11 protein-coding genes and 3 pseudogenes are annotated in these 18,259 nt (G+C 65.3%); 13 read left to right on the forward strand and 1 reads right to left on the reverse strand.

Annotated features, from left to right (window positions below; all coding sequences use genetic code 11):
• Positions 1-16: 16 nt before the first annotated feature.
• Both brxL and OG555_RS18935 read left to right on the forward strand, forming a co-directional pair.
• On the forward strand, positions 17-2,149 hold the full coding sequence (gene brxL, locus OG555_RS18930; protein WP_329484229.1) for a BREX system Lon protease-like protein BrxL: 2,133 nt from the start codon (positions 17-19) through the stop codon (positions 2,147-2,149).
• 399 nt (positions 2,150-2,548) lie between these two features.
• A complete protein-coding gene (locus tag OG555_RS18935) occupies positions 2,549-3,961 on the forward strand; it encodes an IS1380 family transposase (protein ID WP_329484230.1) in 1,413 nt (470 codons plus the stop codon).
• Between the two features lie 140 nt (positions 3,962-4,101).
• Here the strand turns inward: OG555_RS18935 and OG555_RS18940 are convergent.
• Positions 4,102-5,091: pseudogene (locus OG555_RS18940) on the reverse strand (IS1634 family transposase); the annotation flags it as partial.
• 189 nt (positions 5,092-5,280) lie between these two features.
• Between OG555_RS18940 and OG555_RS18945 the strand changes: the two are divergent.
• The 11 genes and pseudogenes from OG555_RS18945 to OG555_RS18995 all read left to right on the forward strand — a co-directional run bounded on the left by OG555_RS18945 (position 5,281) and on the right by OG555_RS18995 (position 18,218).
• On the forward strand, positions 5,281-6,168 hold the full coding sequence (locus OG555_RS18945) for a tyrosine-type recombinase/integrase (protein ID WP_329484231.1): 888 nt from the start codon (positions 5,281-5,283) through the stop codon (positions 6,166-6,168).
• Between the two features lie 108 nt (positions 6,169-6,276).
• Positions 6,277-7,230, forward strand: coding sequence for a tyrosine-type recombinase/integrase (locus OG555_RS18950; protein ID WP_329484232.1), 954 nt, complete (start codon positions 6,277-6,279; stop codon positions 7,228-7,230).
• Positions 7,227-8,225, forward strand: coding sequence for a tyrosine-type recombinase/integrase (locus OG555_RS18955; protein WP_329484233.1), 999 nt, complete (start codon positions 7,227-7,229; stop codon positions 8,223-8,225). The genes OG555_RS18950 and OG555_RS18955 overlap by 4 nt, the downstream gene beginning before the upstream one ends.
• Before the next feature lie 144 nt (positions 8,226-8,369).
• Positions 8,370-9,293 (forward strand): annotated as a pseudogene (locus tag OG555_RS18960) (IS1634 family transposase); the annotation flags it as partial.
• Positions 9,294-9,668: 375 nt separating this feature from the next.
• Positions 9,669-10,118, forward strand: a complete 450-nt coding sequence (locus OG555_RS18965) for a hypothetical protein (protein ID WP_329484234.1) — start codon at positions 9,669-9,671, stop codon at positions 10,116-10,118.
• Between the two features lie 578 nt (positions 10,119-10,696).
• A pseudogene (istA, locus tag OG555_RS18970) lies at positions 10,697-11,941 on the forward strand (IS21 family transposase).
• Positions 11,941-12,750, forward strand: coding sequence for an IS21-like element helper ATPase IstB (gene istB, locus OG555_RS18975; RefSeq protein WP_329484235.1), 810 nt, complete (start codon positions 11,941-11,943; stop codon positions 12,748-12,750). Before istA ends, istB begins: the two are co-directional and overlap by 1 nt.
• A 422-nt stretch (positions 12,751-13,172) precedes the next feature.
• Positions 13,173-14,249: a hypothetical protein gene (locus tag OG555_RS18980; protein WP_329484236.1), complete on the forward strand. Its 1,077-nt coding sequence runs from the start codon at positions 13,173-13,175 to the stop codon at positions 14,247-14,249.
• A gap of 1,007 nt (positions 14,250-15,256) precedes the next feature.
• Positions 15,257-16,321, forward strand: coding sequence for a toprim domain-containing protein (locus tag OG555_RS18985; RefSeq protein WP_329484237.1), 1,065 nt, complete (start codon positions 15,257-15,259; stop codon positions 16,319-16,321).
• Positions 16,322-16,427: 106 nt separating this feature from the next.
• The gene (locus OG555_RS18990) at positions 16,428-17,342 is read left to right on the forward strand and encodes a hypothetical protein (RefSeq protein WP_329484238.1); all 915 of its coding nucleotides are present in this window, start codon (positions 16,428-16,430) and stop codon (positions 17,340-17,342) included.
• A 129-nt stretch (positions 17,343-17,471) separates the two neighbouring features.
• Entirely contained in the window at positions 17,472-18,218 is a 747-nt protein-coding gene (locus tag OG555_RS18995; RefSeq protein ID WP_329484239.1) for a hypothetical protein, read from the forward strand.
• Positions 18,219-18,259: the final 41 nt, after the last annotated feature.

Below are 18,259 nucleotides of genomic sequence, written 5' to 3' on the forward strand. Positions count from 1 at the left end.
GGGGAAGGGGGCTGAGATGAGCGAGACCGAGAACGAGACGCCCGAGCCGAGTGCGCCGCAGCAGAGCGACCTCGACTTCAAGATCAACCTGCTGTTCCCCGGCGTCGTCGTCCGCAAGGACCTGGTCAAGGCCGTCAAGGGCAACGCTATCGTGCCGTCATACGTCCTCGAGTACCTCCTCGGGCAGTACGCCGCCTCGGACGACGAGGCCACCATCCAGGCTGGCATCGACACTGTGCGCAAGATCCTCGCCGAGCACTACGTGCATCGCAGCGAATCCGAGCTGGTCAAGTCGACGATCAAAGAGCGCGGTCGGCACCGGGTCATCGACAAGGTCACCGTCTCCCTCAATGAGAAGGCCGACGTCTACGAGGCCGAGTTCGCCAACCTCGGCATCAAGGGCGTGATCGTCGACTCACCGACGATCAAGGCGCACCCCAAGCTCCTAGTCGGTGGCGTCTGGTGCATCTGCGACATCGAGTACTTCCATAGCGAGGACCAACAGGTTGTGCCGTGGATCCTCGGCTCGATCAAGCCCATCCAGCTGTCGAAGTTCGACGCCGACCAGTACCTCGAAGCCCGTCGTGGATTCAACACCGAGGAGTGGGTCGACCTGCTCATGCAGTCCATCGGGTTCAACCCCGAGATGTTCAGCAGGCGAGGGAAGTTCTTCCAGCTCATGCGCCTCATCCCGTTCGTCGAGCGCAACTACAACCTCGTTGAGCTCGGCCCCAAGGGCACCGGCAAGTCCCACATCTTCTCGGAGTTCTCGCCCCATGGGATGCTGATCTCCGGTGGCGAGGTCACGGTCCCAAAGCTTTTCGTCAACAACTCCAACGGGCGGATCGGCCTGGTCGGGTACTGGGACGTCGTCGCGTTCGACGAGTTCGCCGGCAAGAAGAAGCGCACCGATAAGGCGCTCGTCGACATCATGAAGAACTACATGGCGAACAAGTCGTTCTCCCGTGGTGTCGAGACGCTCGGCGCCGAGGCCTCGATGGTCTTCGTGGGCAACACCTCGCACACCGTGCCGTACATGCTCAAGAACTCCGACCTGTTCGACGAGCTGCCCGAGGCCTACCATGACCCCGCCTTCCTGGACCGTCTGCACCACTACATCCCCGGCTGGGAAGTCGACATCATCCGGGGCGAGATGTTCTCCGACGGCTACGGGTTCGTCGTCGACTACATCGCCGAGGTCCTCAAGTCGATGCGATCGCAGGACTACTCCGACCGCTACCTGCAGTACTTCACACTGTCGCCCGACATCTCAACCCGCGATCGCGACGGAGTCCACAAGACATTCTCCGGTCTGATGAAGATTCTCTACCCAGGCGGCGAGGCCACCCGCGAGGAGCTCGAGGAGATCCTGCGGTTCGCGATCGAGGGCCGGAAGCGCGTTAAGGACCAGATCCTGCGCATCGACTCGACTATGGCCGAGGTCAAGTTCGGCTACCTCGACAAGGACGGCAGCTGGCACGCTGTCGCCACGCTTGAGGAAGACGAGTACCCCGCGTACTACCACCGCGTGCACAAGGATGCCGAACCAGAGGAGGCGCCGGCAGACACCGACCCGCTTGGAGGCCGTGCAGCGTCGAGTGACGCGGCAGGTGCCGACAAGGTCGCAGAGCCGGCGCCTGAGCCCGAGCTGTTCCACGGACACCTGGAGTACCGAGGCGGCCAGCGCGGTGTCTCATACGACGCTCTGCTCGTTCCGTACTTGCGTGGCGCCTCGCAGATCACGATCGTCGACCCCTACGTGCGCATGTTCCACCAGGCCAGGAACCTTATGGAGCTCATCGAGGGGATAGCTCGTCGCAAAGACCCCGCCGACGAGGTCGCGCTGAAGCTCGTCACTGTCGAGAACCAGGACGGCCCGGAGAAGCTGCAGAAGCAGTACGAGTACCTCCTGCAGATCAAGAAGAGCGCGGCCGTGCTCGGTATCGTCTTCGATGTCGAGTTCGCCGAGCCGCACACGATCCACGACCGGTCGATCACGACAGACACCGGCTGGAGGATTCTGCTCGGACGCGGCCTCGACATCTTCCAGCGCATGTCGGACAGCCCGTTCGACCTCGCCACGAAGTACCAGAAGTACCGCGAGCTCAAGGCCTTCGGTATCACGTATCTCCGAGACCTTGACGAGTAGGGCCAGTCTGAGCGACGAAGGTCGCGGTGATATGGAGGGGCGCAAACGAAGCCTGCTGGATAGCATCGTGAGAAGAGCCCAGCATTCCAGAACTGTTTGAGGCGCCTTGACTGCTACGTGTCAAGGCGCGCGGGCATTCCCCGCATTGCATCGCCCCGACAGCTGCCGACCTCAGGTTCGGTTCGGCGCGGGTCAAGGGCGAGCTTGCTCGATCCCGTGCGACGCCGAAGGCGGCGCCCTTGACCTGAGTTGGGTCAATCGGGTTAGCCCGGGCTTTGCGGTAACGATGTGATCCCGAGGGGTCGATGCTCGGCCTGGATGCAGCGAAGTGCCTTACCTGCAAGGGATTCTGGACTTGTCTAGAGCTCAGAATGACCCGAGAGGGAAGGCACTTCGTAGGTGCAGAATACAACGACGCGTCCGGTGGTCACGGTGACGGCAGATGGGTGGGGTGTCGCCTCGCATGCCGGGTCGCGGTTGCTGGCAGATCTGGCCGAGGTCACCGGTCTGGCCGCAGCGTTCAGTGACGGATTGGCGGGGCTGCGGGAGCGCCGGTCGAGGCATGACCCGGGCAGGGTGCTGGTCGATGTAGCGGTCATGCTGGCCGACGGCGGTGAAACGATCTCGGATCTGGCCGTGCTGCGCGACCAGCCCGACCTGTTCGGACCGGTCGCCTCAACCGCCACGGCGTGGCGGGTCTTGGACAGTGTCGACGACGTTGTGCTGGCCGGATTGCGGCAAGCGCGTGCGCTGGCGCGGGATCGGGCCTGGATGGCCCGGGCCGAACTCGGGCGAGACGTGCCCGCGGCGACCGCTGGCGGGCGTGAACTGGCCGGGCTGGTGATCGATGTCGATGCCTCGCTGGTGACTTGTCACAGCGAGAAGGAGTCTGCGGCGGCGACGTTCAAGGGTGGGTTTGGATATCACCCGCTGCTGGCGTTCCTCGACAACACCGGTGAAGCGCTGGCCGGGCTGCTCCGACCCGGGAACGCCGGCAGCAACACCGCGGCCGACCACATCACCGTCACCGAGTTGGCTCTGGCCCAGATCCCCGAGACTGATCGCTACGACCGCCCGATCCTGATCCGCGCCGACGGCGCCGGCGCCACCAGAGACTGGCTGAGGCACCTGCACGGCCTGCGGGAGACCAACGGCCTGGACCTGGAGTTCTCGGTCGGGTTCACCATGACCAAAGCAGTCCAAGCCGCGATCGACGCGCTACCGCGCCAGGCCTGGACACCGGCGATCGAGGCCGACGGGTCAGTCAGACACGGGGCTGATGTCGCGGAGATCACCGGCCTGCTGGACGGCCTGACCGCGGCGGGCTGGCCAGCCGCGATGCGGGTCATCGTGCGTCGCGAACGACCCCATCCTGGCGCGCAACTATGCCTGTTCGATCAACACCACGGGCTGCGCTACCAGGCGTTCGCGACCGACACCACCCACGGCCAGCTCGCCCACCTCGAAGCCAGACACCGTGCCCATGCCCGCGTCGAGGACCGGATCCGCTGCGGCAAAGACACCGGCATCGGCCGGTTCCCCTCCAGACTGTTCGCGCTCAACGCCGCCTGGCTGGAACTCGCCCTGACCGGGATCGACCTGCTCGCCTGGACCCAACACCTGCTCCTGGACGGCGACCTGGCCAAGTGCGAACCCAAAGCGCTGCGCTACCGGCTGCTCCACGCCGCGGCCCGCATCACCCGCGGCCAACGCAAGATCTTCGTCCGTCTCGCGGAGCACTGGCACTGGGCCCGCGACCTGGCCGCCGCGTTCGCCCGCCTCGCCCTGATCCCACACCCGCTACGCAACTGAACACCGACACCCCCTGACCACCCACGATCAAAGGACCTAGGAAACAGCCGGCAAGCCGGCCGACCCATCACGCCCGACACCCACCCGGCCACCCCGATACCATCGCCGCGCAGAATCAACCGCTTACTGAAAGACCAGGGTTAGTGCCTTGGGATCGGGCGATCCAGTGCGTCGAGGATCGCCTCTTGGTCGGGATTGAGGGCGGGCGGGATCGTGGTGATCACGCCGTTGATCTCGACGGTGGCTGAGCGAAGTGGCTTGAGGGTGCGCAGGAACCGTCGCAGCGATAGGCCGGTTCGGTTCTGCACGGTGCGGGACACTGCCAGTGCGGTGAACACGATGGTCAGGTGGGCCTCGATCGCGTCGCGGGTGCGGGCGAACATCGGCCGGGCGCGTAGGTCGGTCTTGGACATCCGGAAGGACTGCTCGACGTGCCACAGGTCGTGGTAGCTGGCGATGACCTCGGGCGCGGGCATGATGCTGGCTTCGATGTTGGTGACGTAGCCCTTCAATCCGACCAGCCGGCGTGCCCGCGCGAGTGATGCCTCGTCGAGCTCGGCGGCGCCGTTGCGGGTCTTGACGAACCGGGGTGTCCTCGCGGTTTTCTCGCCCGCGACGACGGCTCGGGCCTTGTTCTCCTGCAGGGTCAGGGTCTTGTTGTCGCGCACCGCCCGTTTCGTGGAGTACGCCCAGACTGCGCGCCATGATCGAGGATGGGTCTGGGGGTCCCAGACCGGCTCGGCTTTCACCTTGGGGTCACTCGCGTTGCTCGCTGTCCCGCGCTGGTCCTTCGGGGTGATGGTGTCGATCACCTGCCCGTCGACGAACGCGTCACCGTGCCACCGGAAGTGGGACTCCAGGTCCTTGGGTGCCTTCGTGACCCAGGAGCCGACGATGAACCGCAGGCCAGCCTCGTCGAGCTCCTTGAGGTTGCCCGCTGACAACATCCCGGCGTCGGCCACGACGACCATGTCGGCCAGGCCGTGGCGTTCCTGGAAGGCCTTGATGATCGGGACAATCGTTAGCGTCTCTGTCAAGGTGGCCTCGAAGCAGCCGATCTCGAGTGGAAACCCGTGCCGGTCGACCAACAGCCCAACAACCACTTGCGGGTCGACTCGGCGTTCTTTGGAGTTATGCCGACGTCGGCATAACTCCAATTACGCCGTGGTGCCGGTTATGCCGAGGTTGTGGCGTCGATGGTGGTGTTCGTGCTGGTCAGCGGGTTCGGCGGGGGTGGCCGACGCGGCATAACCGGTGCGGCGTGTGCGCTGATGTGTCTGTCTGGTGGTGCTGTCGTATGCCCATCAGAGGAGGAACACATGGACCCGGTAACCATCACGGATGCCCGCGAGGACACGACTTCGGTGAGCGACCTGCTTGTCGAGTTTGGCGGGTGGCTGGACCGCCAACGGGGTCTGGCGCCGATCACCGTCCACAACTACTGCTGGCACGCCGAGCAGTTCCTGACCACGCTGCCCCAGCCCACGCAGGTGTCGGTAAATCTTTTGGACGCGGGGACTGTAACAGCGTTCATGGTCGAGTACTGCCGAGATCGCAACACGAACACAGCGAAGTCGATGGCGAGGTCGGTGCGTTCGTTCCTGCGGTTCGCGCACGCAACGGGGCGGACGGCGGCCGAACTGTGGGGGGCGGTGCCGTCGCCCGCGGCCTGGCATCTCGCTTCGCTGCCGAGGTCGGTGCCAGCGGCCGACCTTGAGCGACTGCTGGCGGGCGCCGCGCGTTCGCGGTTCACGGCCACGGGCCGGCGCAACTACGCGATGTTGCTGCTGCTGGCTCGGCTCGGGCTGCGTCGAGGCGAGGTCGCAAGCCTGCGCTTGGACGACATCGACTGGCGTGCCGGTGAACTGACCGTGGTCGGCAAGGGCAACCGGGTCGAACGACTGCCCCTGCCGGCCGAGCCGGGAGAAGCGATCGTCGCGTGGCTGACCGATGGGCGACCCGAGTGCAAGACGCGCTCGGTGTTCACCACCCTCAGGTCACCCGGTCGGCCGCTGACGTCCGGGGCAATCGGCCATGTCGTGGGCACCGCATGCGAGAACACGGGGCTTGATCGAATCGGCGCGCACCGTCTGCGACACACGCTGGCCACGGCCATGCTGCGCGCCGGGGCATCGCTGCCGGAGGTGGGGCAGGTGCTGCGCCACCGAAGGCGCGAGGTCGACGGCGATCTATGCCAAGGTCGATGAGGCGGCTCTGCGACCACTCGCCCGGCCCTGGCCAGGCACGACACCTGGGGTCACCGGTGGTGATCTTGCTGCTCGGAGTCTGGCTCGACCGTGGCCGGGTGCTCGATCATGAGCACGCTGCGCGAGAACGTCACGGATTACCTCGCCACGCGCCGGGCGATGGGCTTCAAGGTCGAAGGCCTGAGCAAGCTGCTGTTGAGCTTCGTGGCGTTCTGCGAGGACCGCGGAGCCACCCGCGTCCAGAACGACCTCGCGGTGCGGTGGGCCACCGCGGCGATCAAGGTTCCCGTCAATGACGCATTGTTCGCCCGCAGGATGGACGCGGTGAGGATCTTCGCCCGGTATCAGCACGCGTTGGACCCGGCCACCCAGGTCCCTCCCGAGTCGATCTGCAACCGGCGATACCGACCCAAGGAACCGAATGTGTTCAGCGAGGCGGAGGTTCTCGCGCTCCTGGCAGCCACCGACACCTTGTCCCCACTGTTCAAGGCGGTGACATGGCGAACGCTGATCGGCCTGCTCGCCGCGACGGGGATGCGCCCCGGTGAGGCGTGCCGCCTCACGATCGGCGACATCGACCTGGCCAACGGCGTGGTGCAGGTTCTGCAGACGAAGTTCGACAAGTCCAGGCTGGTGTTCATTCACCCGACCACTGCCACGGTTCTGGGCCACTATCTGCAGGTTCGACACGACTGGGTCGGGACCACGGCACGTGCCTGCCCGGCCGTCTTCGTCAACAGCCGGCGTGAGGCGATCAACCCGGACAGGCTGGGCGTCACCTTCAGACAGATCGTGGCCGCTGCCGGCATCACCACCACGCCCGGTCACAGGCCGCCCAGGCTGCATGATGTGAGGCACACCTTCGCCGTGACCACGATGCTCGATTGGTACCGCGATGGCCATGACGTTCAAGCGCGGCTGCCGCAGTTGTCGACCTGGCTCGGGCACGTCGATCCCGCCTCGACCTACTGGTACCTGCACGCAGTGCCCGAACTGCTCGCCCTCGCCACGCGCCGCCTCGAGGCCCGAGCGGGCGGTCCCACGACGGAGTCGGTGTCATGACCGCGCCGACCGTGACCTCACTGCTCCAAGGTTTCTTCACCCAACGGCTGGGCAGGCAGTTGCAGGCCAGCCCACAGACGGTCTCGGCCTACCGGGACACGATCAAGCTCCTGCTGCTGTTCGCCGGACAGAAGACGAACAAGGCCCCATCCGGCCTCACGATCGACGATCTCGACGCTCTCACCGTGGGCGCGTTTCTCGATCACCTCGACAACGAACGGCACAACAGCACGGCGACCCGCAACGCGCGCCTGGCTGCGATCCATTCCTTCTACCGCTATGCGCTGCCGCTCATCCCCGACCGAGCCCACACCGCGAGCCAGGTCCTGGCGATCCCGCAACGCCGCCACGACCGGGCAATCGTGTCCTACCTGACCGGCCCTGAGACCGACGCCCTCCTCGCAGCGCCAGACCGCACGACCTGGCACGGGCGGCGGGACCACGCGCTGCTCCTCACCACTGTTCAGACTGGGCTCCGTCTCTCGGAAATGACCGGGCTGACCATCCAGGACGTCACCACCGCCATGCCCGGCGCTGCCGTTCACACCACCGGCAAAGGCCGAAGGGAACGCGCCACCCCGCTGACCCGGCAGACCGTGGACGTTCTACGCACCTGGTTGCCTGAGGCCGGACCTTCGCCCAGCGGCCCAGCCTTTCCGACCCGCCGCGGAACCCCGATGTCTGCCGACGCCGTCCAACGGCTCGTCGCCCTACACGCTGCGACCGCCGCGCTCGCCTGCCCGTCGATCACGTCCAAGCACGTCACCCCGCACACCCTGCGGCACACCGCGGCGATGGCGCTGATGAACGCGGGCGTCGACACCTCCGTCATCGCCCTGTGGCTCGGTCACAAGAGCGCGGTGACCACCCACATCTACCTGCACGCCGACATGAGCACCAAGGAGCGCGCCCTCGCCCGCGTCCCCACGACCAACACAACCCCAGGCCGCTACCGGCCCGGCGATAACCTCATCGCCTTCCTCGAACAACTATGACAACCGAGCCCCACCGCACCGGGTTATGCCGCGTCGGCCACCCCCGCCGAACCCGCTGACCAGCACGAACACCACCATCGACGCCACAACCTCGGCATAACCGGGACCTCGGCGTAATTGGAGTTATGCCGACGTCGGCATAACTCCAAGGAACGTCGGCTGGAGCCGCAAATCACTATCGGGCTGCTGACCAACGAATGCGGGTTCCCGTTGATGGTGAACGCGTTCGAGGGCAACCGCGCCGAGACGACCACGATGCTGCCGGTGATCCGCGAGTTCATGAAAGCCCACGACCTGGCGGATGTCACGATCGTGGCCGACGCGGGCATGGTCTCCGATGCGAACAAACGTGCCCTGGAGACCGAAGGTTTGTCGTTCATCATTGGAGCACGGGTCCCCGACATCCCTTACGTGGTGAAGAAGTGGCGACAGAACCACCCCGACTCCGAGATCCCGGACGGGCACGTGTTCACCCAGCCATGGCCAGCCGCGCGCAGCGACAAGCGCCGCAACCAGATCTTCTACTACCAGTACCGCGCCGACCGAGCCCGGCGAACCCTGCGTGGCATCGACGAACAAGTCGCCAAGGCCGAGAGGGCCGTCCAGGGCTTGGCCTCAGTGAAGCGCAACAGATTCGTCAACCTCACCGGCGGGACGAAGAAGGTGAACCGTGAGCTCGAAGCCAAGGCCCGGGCGCTGGCCGGGATCAAGGGCTACGTGACCAACCTCGACGCCGGGCCTGAGTTCGTGATCGACGCCTACCACCGGCTGTTCAACGTCGAGAAATCCTTCCGGATGTCCAAGAGCGACCTCGCCGCGCGGCCGATCTACCACCACAAACGCGACTCGATCGACGCCCACCTGACGATCGTGTTCGCCGCCCTCGCGGTCTCACGCTGGATCGAGGACACCACCGGCTGGTCGATCAAGAAGTTCGTCCGCACCACCCGCCGCTACCGCACCATCCAAATCCAGGCCGGCGCCCACACCATCACCGCGGCCGACCCGCTACCCAACGACCTGCACGAGATCCTGCGAACGATCCACGGCCACGACAGTGCGCACTAACTTGGCACAAGTCAGGTTAGAGTGAGGAACCACGTGGACAGGGTGTCGATCGATGATGGCGAGTTCTGGTGTGTTCGACCCGGCACCCATGGCTGCGAGCGCGCCGAGCCAACGGGAGGCGGGCATCCGAGCCCTTAGCTTAAGCAGGAGCCGGAGGGAGCCCGCGCTCCCGGTCCTGTGGTGGCGGCGCGCTTTCGCGCCTAGGAGGGCACGTCTTGAAGACCTAGAGAAACTTGTCAGGCAACGAGGAATCGAGTGGCCCTGGCCTGAAGCTCGCTTGGAGGAACCTAAGCAGTCCTCACCGGGTGGGGCAGCCCACCACGACTGGCAATTGGTGCGCCACTCTCGGCCGTCAGGTACGTAAACTCTGTGCTCATGGACTGGATCGGTGGGGCTGGACTGGCGGTGGCCGTGTTCGCGCTGGTTATTCAGTGGCACTCGAATCGTAGGGCCTTGGAGGCGCAGGCGACTGAGAGTCGCGAAGGCCGTCAACACGCTGAGAAACTCGCGCTTGCCGAGCACGAGAGCGCGCTTGCGATGGCCAGGGAGGAGCGTCTCTGGACGCGAAGGGCCGATCTGTACACTCGCATGCTGGAAGCCGTGCGCAGCCGCGTGGAGGACCCGGGCGCTGTGAAATCGGAGCGGCCCGAGGATGATTCCAATTTGACAAGCCTAGCTGCGGAAGCCTACGTCCTGGCGAGCAGCGAGGTTCAGGATGACTTCAACAGATTCGTGTACGACAACGTTGATCGCGAGGACCAGGTAGACATCTGGGCTGAACTGCAAATTGCCGTAAAGCGGGAGCTCGGCATTCCTCGGGACTGACCCAGCCTCTGGCCCAAAGACTCGAGTTAAGGGCAGGCAGCATGGCGCCACAAGGCATTCCTGAAGCACCGGTTGTGGGTCTGAAGCTACCGTACTGGCTCAACGAGGCGTCACCTCGCCCCGACTGCGGGCCGTGACGACCACCGAGAGTGACGTAGAGCGTTCCTGATCCCCTCTGGCAGTCTCGGCGGTGCCCTCGGCCACGTGCCACGGTTCGTGACGTGAACTGGAGTCAACTGGTGGTGGAGAAGGCGTCCAGCGAGGTGCGCGATAGCAGTGTCGCTTGGACAGGGCAGACGAGACGCCATCGTGCGGACTTGATCCGCAGGTTGTGGGTCCGCGTCCGACGAGTCCGCCCGATCAAGGCGCTCCGCCCGGGCGTCCAGACGCACTGATCCGACGCTTCGGGTTTCTCGGTTCGGAGGTTCTCGCGGTTCACTCGCGCGCCGGTTCACGACGTGGCGTCGAGATCTGGAGTGAGGGCGGCTGCAGCCGCTGACCGCCGGCCAGCGTCTGTCGGCGGCGCTCGAAACCTGAACACTTTCGGCGGTGAAAAGTGGGCACTCGACGATTGGAGTGTGATCACTTTGGAGGACTGGGCGCTGATCCGGAGGCTGGCGGCTGAGGGTGTGCCGAAGGCGCGGATCGCTGAGCGGCGGGGGATCTCGCGGACCACGGTCATCAAGGCGGTGAACTCTGATTCGCCGCCGAAGTATGAGCGGTCACCGGGTCCGACGTCGTTCACGGTGTTCGAGCCGGCGGTGCGGGCGTTGCTGGCGGAGGTCGCGGCCATGCCTGCGACGGTGCTGGCTGAGCGGGTGGGCTGGACGGGGTCGATTCGGTGGTTCCGCGAGAACGTGAAGCGGCTGCGGCCCGAGCATCGGCCGGTCGATCCGGCTGACCGGATCGCGTGGGCGCCCGGCGACGCCGCGCAGTGCGATCTGTGGTTCCCGCCGCGCAAGATCCCGCTCGAGGATGGCACCGCGAAGCTGTTGCCGGTGCTGGTGATCACCGCGGCGCACTCGCGGTTCGTGACGGGGCTGATGATCCCGACCCGGAAGACCGAGGACCTGCTGCTGGGCACGTGGGAGCTGATCCAGCAGCTCGGACGAGTCCCACGACGGCTGCTGTGGGATAACGAGCCCGGCATCGGCCGCGGCCGGCGCCGGGCCGAGGGCGTCGCGTCGTTCATGGGCACTCTCTGGCCACCAATCTGGTACTGCTGCTTGCGCCGAGGGACCCGGAGTCCAAGGGTGTGGTGGAGCGCCGCAACGGCTGGTTCGAGACCTCGTTCATGCCCGGCCGCAGGTTCACGTCGCCGGCGGACTTCAACGCCCAGTTCACCGACTGGTTGTCGAAGGCCAACGCGCGGGTGGTGCGCACCATCAAGGCCGCACCGGCCGACCTGGTCGACGCCGACCGGGCGGCGATGCTGGCGTTGCCGCCGATCCAGCTGCACCTGGGCTGGCGCAACAAGATCCGGCTGGGCCGCGACTACTACGTCCGCCTGGACACCAACGACTATTCCGTCGACCCGACCGTGATCGGCCGGATGGTCGACGTCGCCGCAGACCTCGACCGGGTCCGGGTCCGCTGCGAGGGCCGCGTCGTGGCCGAGCACCCCCCGCGTCTGGGCCAGAGGAACCACCATCACCGACCCGGTCCATGTCGAGACAGCCGCCTGGCTGCGCAAGCAGTTCCAGCAGCCACGCCCCGCCGCAGCTGCGGGTGCCGCAGGTGATGGCGCAGCAGACGATCTCGCGCGGGATCTGAGCGACTACGACCGCGCATTCGGGCTCAACGACCAAGACGGGATCAGCTGATGGGCGCCACCAAGAACACTCCGAGGCCCACGGAGGCGGTCAAGCAGATCACCTACCTCGCTGCTGCATTGAAGGCACCACGGATCACCGAGGCCGCCGCCCGGTTGGCCGACCAGGCCCGTGATGCAGGCTGGACCTATGAGGACTATCTCGCCGCGGTCCTCGAGCGCGAAGTCAGTGCCCGCAACGCCTCCGGCGCCCGACTGCGGATCCGCGCAGCAGGGCTCCCTGCCCCCAAGACCCTCGAGGACTTCAACTTCGACGCCCAACCCGCAGCACGCCAACAGGTCGGAGCGCTGGCTTCGGGCGGGTTCTTGGCCGAGGCCCGCAACGTCGTACTGCTCGGCCCGCCCGGGACCGGCAAGACCCACCTGGCTACCGCCCTCGGAGTCGCGGCCGCCAGACACGGCCACCGCGTCTTGTTCGCAACCGCGACCGACTGGGTCACCCGCCTCACCGACGCCCACCGCGCCGGCCGGCTCCCCCAAGAGCTCGTCAGGTTGCGCCGCTACGGGCTGATCATCGTCGACGAGGTCGGCTACCTCCCGTTCGAGCAAGACGCCGCGAACCTGTTCTTCCAGCTCGTCTCCTCCCGCTACGAACACGCCTCCCTGGTCCTCACCTCGAACCTGCCGTTCTCCGGCTGGGGCGGCCTCTTCGGAGACCAAGCCGTCGCCGCCGCGATGATCGACCGCATCGTCCACCACGCCGACGTCCTCACCCTCAAAGGCGCCAGCTACCGACTCCGCGGACGCGGAATCGACAGCCTCCCCAGCATCCGCACCACCACCGACCAAACCGAGTCCTAGACTCTCAACAACCGCTCACTTTTCAACCGCCGGAACCGACCAGCTTTGGAGCGCCGTCGACACAGCGTCGATTAGCATCTGACTCCGCGTCGGTTGCCGACAACGGCTGTGCGCTGAGGTGAGAAAGGGTTGGAATGGTTCAGCGTACCGATCTGAGAGATCTGATCGCTGGTGTGTTGCAGGTCGCGTTGGTTGATCTGGCCGAGCGCATGGTGAGCCGACGATCTATGAAGAGCTCGATCCGCGGAGATGGGTGCGGTACGGGTAGGAGAGCTTTGCGATCGGTCGGCATCGGGTGTGGCGACAGCCGCCCGAGACCTACTCGAGCGCATGGCTTGACGCCTTCGCCCCGATGCGCTCGCTGCGATCGGTCGTGCGGTCCGATGCGGAATTGTCGCAGCGCTTCGACACACTGGTCGGCAGTGAATTCTCGCGATCCAGACGCGCATTACCTGATGTCGTCATCGATCGCTTTGCTGAGACCTCTGATCCTCTTCGCGCAGGACTACGAGTTCCGCCGCGAGAAGTTCGACGAGTTGTACGAGGGGGTCGAGCCGGCACTGCTTGCTCCACGAGTCAGGTGGGTCGACCTCGTGCCAATCAACCGCGTCGCACTCGCGCAAGATGCTGTCGTTGAGCTGTCTCCTGGACTGGTCTTGCGAGAGATGACCGATGCTGAGATCGGTGCTGCTCTGCGTGTGCTGGCGATCCGGTCGAGCGGTATGACAACCCTGACCAGCGTCACCGTTTCGCGCTTCAACCAGATCGCGCTGACCCTCGAACACGACCATCCATTCGTCGCTGAACGGGACCTGCCCAAGCAGACAACGTCCGAGGTCGTTCAGGCAGCCGACGATCCGGCGGCTCGGTTGATCAGCACGTTGCGTGTGGTTTGCGGTGGGTCGACGGCGGCCACTCGACGTCTTCGCATGCTCCACCCGGACGAGCTAGAGGCGAACGGCAGTGCTGAGGCGCAGCTGACCCCGCTCGGCACACTTGATCCCGAACGACCCATTGTGCTGTTCGCGGATCACATCAGTGAGCTGCGGCGGGTGTTCGAACTCCTGGCACAACCACTTCCCAAGACGCTGCAGGTAGCCCTACGCCGCCTCAGCTTCGCCGGCGGCCGCACGCAACCGGAAGATCGTCTCATCGACCTCATCATCTGCGCCGAGGCTCTGTTCATCCATCACCTCGGCCACACGACCCGTCAACAGTCCGCTGTCATCTCGGAGGAGGCCGAACAGCTGCTCCGGGCTGATTCGGTCCTTGGAGTCGATCCGGGGGCCGTGGAGCGTTTCATGCGGGCGGCGTACAAGCGCCGCAATTCCGAAGTACACGGGGATGTGGAACCTGCGCCACTGTTGAATCTGCGCGGTGAGTCGGCGACCGACCTGCACCGTGTTGTCGATGACTTGGACCGCGTCATGCGGCGAGCCTGCCGGCTCATGCTGGAGCGATTCAAAGACCCCGCCGCCGCGGACCTTGGCACAGACTGACTTCTGCGATTCACGAACCCGGCTACAGCGTCATCGACCAGAGGTTGCGCCGCAGCTTGCCCAGCGGTGCTCGAGGAGAAGATGCCAACGATGCCTGCGCAGATGACGATGATCCCGCGAAGGCGGCAATCATACATGGTCCGCAGGCCGCCCAGCGTCAAGTTGCGCCGGAGGCTACTACGGCTCGCAGTCCCAGTGTCGGCGTCCCGCCGGCGGCGGATGGGGCTCCATCGCCCTCACCTTGTCTGACCGTCGGCTTTCCCGCGCCGATCCCCTTGTTCGGCCTGAATTTGGCGTAACGGACATGGCCAAGGTGGTTGGCGGCGACCGTGTAGCCAAGGAACACTCAGCCGCGAGGTGCATCCTTTGGCTGGGAGCTCGCGAACTTCGCTCCTGTGGTGGGTGGCTGATCCGGGAGTCCTGGATGCCGTGATCCGGGTTTCATCCGACGTCTAGTCGTAGCGAGCCTGAATGACCATGACGGAGCGCGAGCACGGTTCGCACACCAGCCGATTCATTAGGCCGGCGCGGGTGGGAAGTGAGGCCGATGAGAGACCGATGGCCGAAGTCAACTCCCCTATCACGGGCGGTGGTGGAAGGGCCGGCACGTGGTCGATTCGGCGGGCGATTGAATTGCTCGATGAGGCGATTGACCGGATGGGGAGTCAGCTTGCTCGGACTGCTGATGTTTCGATGGATTGGTCGGATGAGCCACCTGGGAGTCGGTTGAGGAGAACAGCTGCTCGCGCTGGGCGCGGTGTGGACGTCGGCATGAGAACGTCCCTCGAGCCTGCTGACGATGGGATCTCATCCCTCCGAGGTCCGGAGTTGCCCTGATCTGTCCAGGACTCCTTGAGGAGTGGATCCGGGTTCTCTTGCCTCAGGCATCAGACGACCTTGAAGACCGGAGAAACTCTCGTTCCTGGTCGGGGTGGTTGGAGTGTCGAAGGTCCACTGGTTGGTCACTCGCTCTTGCAGGAGAGGCTGTGGCTAGCCCTCATCGTGCAATGCGCGAGGCGCACGCGGCCGCGGGTGAGTTCTTCCGGAACGAGTTGCTTGGGTCCAACACCGGTTGGGCTCCCGGGTACCTCACCGACCGTGGACTTGGACATGTGTTGAGGCGAAGCTCGCCCTGGAAGGTCGGATATGCGCCCGACGGCTGGGCCCACCTGGTAGACCATCTGAGGCTCCAGGGCTTCGAGGATGAGGACTTGGTGGATGCCGGGTTGGCGAGTGTCACCAAGAGCGGATATCTGGTCGACAGGTTCCGGGACCGCATCATGTTCCCTGCATGGGATTGTGACCGGCAGGTGGTCGGATTTGTCGGACGTTCGCGCAGTGGGCGGGCGAAGTACCTGAACTCTTCCACGACACCGATCTACCAGAAGTCGCACACGCTTGTCGGGCTCGTCGAGCAGCGCGATCTCTTGGAGACGGGGGCGACACCGGTTCTCGTCGAAGGGCCGATGGATGCAGTGGCGATAGACGAGCTGAGCCGGCTGACCTCTCGAGGCTGGGCCGGGCTTGCGGTGTGTGGGACAGCCTTGTCGTTCCATCAGGCAACGATGGTTCGTCTCTCGTCCAGCGGCGAGACAGTGATCGTGGCCGCCGATGCGGACAGAGGCGGACGTCATGCGGCGGTCAGATGGCTGGACGACCTGTCGTCGCTCTTCAAGCAGGTGCTTATCGCGGAGTTGCCCGTCGGCAATGACCCCGCCTCGTTGCTTGAGACACCATCTGGTGCGGATCGGTTGTTTGGGGCGTTGAGTACTTCCCGGCCGCTGGCGGAGTTGGCGATAGAGGTCGAGATCGCTCGCTGGTCCCGGGTACTGGATCACATCAGCGGACGCGTGAACGCGCTGCGACGCGTCGCTCCCTTGGTGGCGCGGTTGCCACATGATCGGGTGGCCGGGCAACTTGGCGAGCTGTCGAAGGTTCTTGATCTCGACCAGGAGATTGTCTCGCGAGAGTTTGTCGCGGCGTTAGGCCGTTCGGCTCGGCGGACTGCGCCGGATCATTCGTTCGAATCGGTGACTGGGGTGGATCCGCCCGAACCGGGGCCGACCTTGTGAGGGCTGCATTTCGGGTGGTCCTTGATCTCGGTATCTGGGTTCTTTGCGGGGCATGACCAGACGACCCTCGTAGGCGCGTTGATTCTCAATCGCTTCGGAGGTTGTCATGAATGCGGGTTCGTCCGAGTCCGAACAGGTGCTGATCAGTGGTGAGCGTCAGCGATTGATGGTGGCGCACCTAGTGGCGAACAAGTTCTTCCGGAAGGAGCTGCTGCGCGCCAACGTCGGTTGGCCGATCGAACGGCTGCGGGAGCGTGGAGCAACCGAGGTTCTCGATTCCGACTCCGCGTGGAAGATGGGGTACGCACCCGACTCGTTCACTCGGCTGACGGATCACCTGCGAGAGCGGGGCTTCGACTTCCGCACGCTCATCAGGGCCGGCCTGGCGGAGTGGACCGAGGAAGGCACCGCAGTCGACGTGTTTCGGGACAAGCTGATGCTGCTGGCCCGCGACGAGCGACTAGATCCGGTGGGTTTCGTCGGAGTCAGCCAGGGGGATCAGCCTGGCTTCACGCCCTCACCGACGACACTGATCCATCGTCCGTCGAACGCGCTCGTCGGTATCGGAGAGCAGCTCGACCTTCTGACCGATGGCGCGATGGTTGTCGTCGTCAACGATCCCCTGGACGCGATGGCCGTCGAGAAGCTGAGCCGTATGTCGGGCGAGAAGTGGGCAGGGATCCCCTTGTGCGGTTCGCTGATGTCGTCGGCGCAAGCGAGGACCCTGTACCGGTACACGGCAACCGACACGGTGATCGTCGCGCTCAACGGTGATCAGGAGTGGCGTCGGACTGCCGTCGCAGCGTCTCCTGACCTGTCGTACTTCTACCGCCGTGTGCGCGCAGTGGAGATCCCCGACGGACACACGGCGACGAGCCTCCTCCAAACACAGGACGGCGCACAGCAGTTGCACGACGCGATCCTGTCAACACGGCCGCTTGAGGATTACGCACGTCGGCGTCAGCACCTCGCCGATGTCGAGAACGACCCGACTCCGGCGGCGTCGGGTCCGAGTCTCTGAGCAACTCCAGGACTCCGGGACTTCGCGCTCCGGGTTCAGACCTCGTCGGCGTGCGGCGAGATTGGTGCCGCAAGCAATCAATAGTCAGCCTCGGGCTACGGTCCGGGCGTCGGATACGGAGTGAGGCCAATGACTGAAGAGCTCCAGGCACTCCTGGTCGAAGCTGCGGAATCTGGGTGGGCAGATGATCCGTCGAACCGGTTGGCCCAGGCGATCGAACGCCGAATCGTTGCGGAGGTGCCCAGCCGCTTGCGGATGGCGCTGGGGAACGACGAGGCTGCGCAGTTGGCGCGGGTGCTTGCGTGGGAACGCTGCCACCGGCTGGCTGCTCAACCTCCGGCCGGTCAGGTCACCTGGGGCTACCTGGCCAACATGGTGCGGTGGCGTCTGGCGGATGTTGTTCGTCAGGATGCGCGGCGGCGCCAGCGGCACCCGCTGACCGACTTCCTCCCCGAGCGAGTACAGCCCGCCTTGCTCGAGGAGCTCGGCCCGCACCTCGACCGGATCGGTGCGCAACTGGAGCGCGCCGGCCTCGCGGTCGTCGAGGTCCGGCGTCGTGTGGTGGCCGCATCCGAAGGCCCGAGCTTCTCCAAGCACGCAATCACGGCCCGAGTGCGGGATATCGGAGTACCTCGGGAACAGGCCGAAGGGCTGGCCCGGCTGCTACATAGCGGACCTATCCGTCGTTCGGCTCTGTCGCAGCTTGCCTCGGGCCGGTCTGCAGACGAGGTGTTCCGCGATCCGATGGTCAAACTCTGGATCAACCAGGCGGCTGGCGGGGTCGTCAGCCGGAATCCCCGGGCGGCCACGCTCGGCGGCCCGCCAGGTCCACTGTGGTCTGGACGCCTGGGAATGGGCATGGCCCGAACAGCCTGACCTGAAGTTACTCCGGAGTCACAACAGCTCGGTCGTTGAGC

The sequence above is a fragment of the Kribbella sp. NBC_01484 genome (assembly GCF_036227145.1).
Taxonomy (GTDB): Bacteria; Actinomycetota; Actinomycetes; order Propionibacteriales; family Kribbellaceae; genus Kribbella.

What these genes read in the sequence shown, in the direction of transcription:
- brxL (WP_329484229.1), top strand. Translation starts at nt 17, where the DNA reads ATGAGCGAGACCGAGAACGAGACGCCCGAGCCGAGTGCGCCGCAGCAG.
- OG555_RS18945 (WP_329484231.1), top strand. Translation starts at nt 5,281, where the DNA reads ATGGACCCGGTAACCATCACGGATGCCCGCGAGGACACGACTTCGGTG.
- OG555_RS18950 (WP_329484232.1), top strand. Translation starts at nt 6,277, where the DNA reads ATGAGCACGCTGCGCGAGAACGTCACGGATTACCTCGCCACGCGCCGG.
- OG555_RS18955 (WP_329484233.1), top strand. Translation starts at nt 7,227, where the DNA reads ATGACCGCGCCGACCGTGACCTCACTGCTCCAAGGTTTCTTCACCCAA.
- OG555_RS18965 (WP_329484234.1), top strand. Translation starts at nt 9,669, where the DNA reads ATGGACTGGATCGGTGGGGCTGGACTGGCGGTGGCCGTGTTCGCGCTG.
- istB (WP_329484235.1), top strand. Translation starts at nt 11,941, where the DNA reads ATGGGCGCCACCAAGAACACTCCGAGGCCCACGGAGGCGGTCAAGCAG.
- OG555_RS18985 (WP_329484237.1), top strand. Translation starts at nt 15,257, where the DNA reads ATGCGCGAGGCGCACGCGGCCGCGGGTGAGTTCTTCCGGAACGAGTTG.
- OG555_RS18990 (WP_329484238.1), top strand. Translation starts at nt 16,428, where the DNA reads ATGAATGCGGGTTCGTCCGAGTCCGAACAGGTGCTGATCAGTGGTGAG.
- OG555_RS18995 (WP_329484239.1), top strand. Translation starts at nt 17,472, where the DNA reads ATGACTGAAGAGCTCCAGGCACTCCTGGTCGAAGCTGCGGAATCTGGG.